This is a genomic window from Gilliamella sp. X-60 (assembly GCF_057063585.1).
On record NZ_JBXSQJ010000042.1, the window covers coordinates 1 to 3177 of the forward strand.

Genomic DNA, 3177 nt, shown 5'->3' on the forward strand with positions numbered 1-3177 from the left:
TTAACGATTTATAATACCGAAAGACCGCATGAGGCGTTAAATAACATGACACCGATTGAGTATAAAACACTAAAACAAGCAGCATGATTTTCTACGTGAGTTGTGTACTAGGTTTGGGGTATTTACACTATCCTTATCAAAATCAATATTTTTTATTACGATAGTATCTATGGTCGATGTGCTAAAGTTTGTTTCAGGAATGTTAAATGTTATATTTTCGTCATTTTGATATTGATTAGTACTATTAAGTTGTTTGGGCTCATAAGTTTTATTATCTATATAAATAATATTAATGTCATCCTTATAAAAAGCATCAAAATAAAATTCTACTTTATATTTATCTATAGTACCTTCATAAATACTATAATTCGCAAATACAAAATTAGAAAAAAATACCATAATAAAAACCATTCTTTTTATACAAATCATTCCAACCTCACTTTTAGATTATTTTCCCTTTTTTCGTCTATAAAGTACTTCCTTTTGCTTATCTATATCTATAGTCTGTAAATTAACAAATAACGCAGGATTGATTTTGAAACCTAATCTATTGGTTTGCGTATCATATTCTGTAGAGCGGTTACCCGTTGGATTCATTGCAATTTCGAAATGCAGGTGAGGATTAACGACATTTTCAGCATTACCCGTATCGCCTGTGTAGCCAATTAAGTCACCTGATTTAACTTATCCCCGACTTTTAAGTCAGCGCGTTTACTACTTAAATGACAATAACGTAAGTAAAAATAGTCAGCATTAATATTAAAATCTGCTGCTTGCTCAATTTCACCTTTTTGAGGAAATTCAAGGGTAGTGTCATTTCGTGATTTTCTTAAATCCTCACCGTTAACTTTAAGGACTAACACATTGCCATATCCAATACCTTTGCCTTTACTATTTTTAACTTCAGGAATATAGCTCACTATTTCACCGTCTAAACAGGCATAACAAGGGGTATTTATATCAGCAAATATATCTACTTTCTTTGTTCCATCAATATTTGTACGAACCATGCCAAAGTTTTGTCGTTTCAATATTAAAATAATCCATCATCGCCAGCGGACACATAAACCAAGCATTGCAGTCAGTGAATAGATTGGTCAGTTTAGGGCTATCAGCATTAGCGTTCGTTTGATTGATGTTTACTGTTTTATTTTGTGCGATTTTTAGTCTGGAGAAAGTTTAGTTATTAATTTTGTTCTATTTTCTTGATTAATAAATGTGTAATAAGTCACTCCTCCATCAAAATATTGAACAACCTCTAGCCTATTTTTCCCTTTCCATTTATATTCAACTTCAACTCTCATATCATCATCTTCGTAAATACTGGAAAAATCTTCTCCTATTTTGATTTTTTTTCTAAATAAATTTGAAGGTTCAAAACTCATTGCTTCATATACATCCAATATTGTCATGTTTTGATAATAACAAATATCAGTAATATCCATGTCAACTCGTTTAGTTTCAAAGCATTTAACATTATTATGATAATTATTGATATTATTTTCTTGTTCTTCTGATAAACGCTTAAAAAAAATCAATTCATTTTCGTAAGGTATCATTAGATTATTATTATCAAGTAAAATAATATTCATATGATCACTGCTATTACAAATATTTGATGAACTGTTTCTATCATTAGTATAAACTTTAATAAAATTTCTGAAGGTTAAATGATATTTTCTTAACTCATTATCATAATCTTTAAAAAAATCACTTTGATTTAATTGTTTATTGATATCTTGCCAACTTTCTTTCATTTGTTTAAAATCGCATCCCCAAAGAACTATTTTATCTTGATTCAAAAAAATCAGATTATCTAATTCTGTAACTAATAACTTGCCTTCTTTTGTTTGTAGAAGTTGCTCACTTAAATTATCTTTCATCAACATATAATAATTATTTTTAGCCAAATTAATATCTGATGCATAAGCAACATAAGGCAATAAAATTATAAACAAATTTATATACAAAAATTTTATCATTTTACTCCTCCAAATTATTGAGGTTCAGATGAAAATGAATTACGGTATCCTTCTTTTAATAATTCTAGAGGGTCTAATAAATCTGCACGCCTCTGGTATGGTAAGTTTGCTCTATTAGTTAATGGATTTTTCAAATCTAAACCATTTTCACCTGAATAATATTCTAAATGCAACATATAAATAACGTGACCATCAATAGTTAATAATGGTTTATATTTTTTCGTTTGTTTAGAATTAATTTTAATTTCAATGGTATGGCCACTTTTTTCACCAACTTTGAGCTCTTTTAATAATAATCCTGTTTTTGCAAGTACAGTACCTTGCTTAACAACATCGCCAACTTTAACATTAATACTTTTATGATCTACCTCACCATAACGAATAATAAATTGACGTCCATTACTCGTTTTATGTTTTATTGTTATTTGATCGGTTTCTGAATAAAATCCACTAATTTGTAGTACAACACCATCACATATTGCAACAATTTCTGCGTTAGGTTCAGTATATAGATCACGTCCCGCATGTTTCCTTTTACCACCACTACGATTCGATCCAAACATTGTTTGATTATTATTTTTAGTCCAATTAAATCTTTTACCAAATTGCATATCAAAATTGTTTATTGGTTTTACTTTTAATGGGAAAATAATTTCAGTACTTCTAACATTAAAATAATCCATCATCGCTACCGGATGAATAAACCATGCCTTGCCATCTGCGGATAGATTGGACAGTTTAGAGGTATTTGCTTCTGTGTTTGCTGTCGGGGTTTGGGCTTGCGCTTGTGCCACTTGTTTCCACCACAGTGATGGTTTAATGCGCTGCACTTTTTCTATTTTCCAATTTGTTTCGATATATTTAAACGCCTCGTCCACCACGCTTAAGGCAAAATCACGTAGGTCAGGCCGGGTGATACCGAGCAGGTCTAAGCCCGCTTCAATAAGCTCTTTTTTCTGTTGTCTTTCTTCTTCAAATAGCTCATCAATTTCGTTCCATTTGCTTAACGCTTCATCGGCATACCATTCACTTTCATATTTCACCAGTAAATGCCCTATCAGCTCCGCCGTCCAGCTTCGGCGTAATCCTTCCTTTAAATCCTTATCCGTAAAAGTCGGCGGCGGTAGGTCTTTTTTCCGTTGGATTGAATAAATCAGTGTGCCCGTTAAGATTTGGTGTAATGCCCGCATCGCTG

Annotated in this window: 5 protein-coding genes; 1 reads left to right on the forward strand and 4 read right to left on the reverse strand. The window is 31.4% G+C overall.

Going from position 1 to position 3177, the window contains the following annotated elements; translation table 11 throughout:
* Positions 1–6: 6 nt before the first annotated feature.
* Positions 7–87 (forward strand): integrase core domain-containing protein, encoded by an 81-nt coding sequence (locus ACYIAM_RS12865; protein WP_141670356.1) that lies wholly within the window; start codon positions 7–9, stop codon positions 85–87.
* Here ACYIAM_RS12865 and ACYIAM_RS12870 read toward each other — a convergent pair.
* The 4 genes from ACYIAM_RS12870 to ACYIAM_RS12885 form a co-directional block, all read right to left on the reverse strand.
* Positions 70–399, reverse strand: coding sequence for a hypothetical protein (locus tag ACYIAM_RS12870; protein WP_483748540.1), 330 nt, complete (start codon positions 397–399; stop codon positions 70–72). The two genes, ACYIAM_RS12865 and ACYIAM_RS12870, sit on opposite strands and share 18 nt — an antisense overlap.
* A gap of 266 nt (positions 400–665) precedes the next feature.
* Entirely contained in the window at positions 666–1031 is a 366-nt protein-coding gene (locus tag ACYIAM_RS12875) for a M23 family metallopeptidase (RefSeq protein WP_483748541.1), read from the reverse strand.
* A gap of 132 nt (positions 1032–1163) precedes the next feature.
* Entirely contained in the window at positions 1164–1982 is an 819-nt protein-coding gene (locus ACYIAM_RS12880) for a hypothetical protein (RefSeq protein WP_483748542.1), read from the reverse strand.
* 14 nt (positions 1983–1996) lie between these two features.
* The coding region (locus tag ACYIAM_RS12885; protein ID WP_483748543.1) for a M23 family metallopeptidase at positions 1997–3177 on the reverse strand (1181 nt) is incomplete at its 5' end.

What these genes read in the sequence shown, in the direction of transcription:
- ACYIAM_RS12870 (WP_483748540.1), bottom strand. Translation starts at nt 399, where the DNA reads ATGGTATTTTTTTCTAATTTTGTATTTGCGAATTATAGTATTTATGAA.
- ACYIAM_RS12880 (WP_483748542.1), bottom strand. Translation starts at nt 1,982, where the DNA reads ATGATAAAATTTTTGTATATAAATTTGTTTATAATTTTATTGCCTTAT.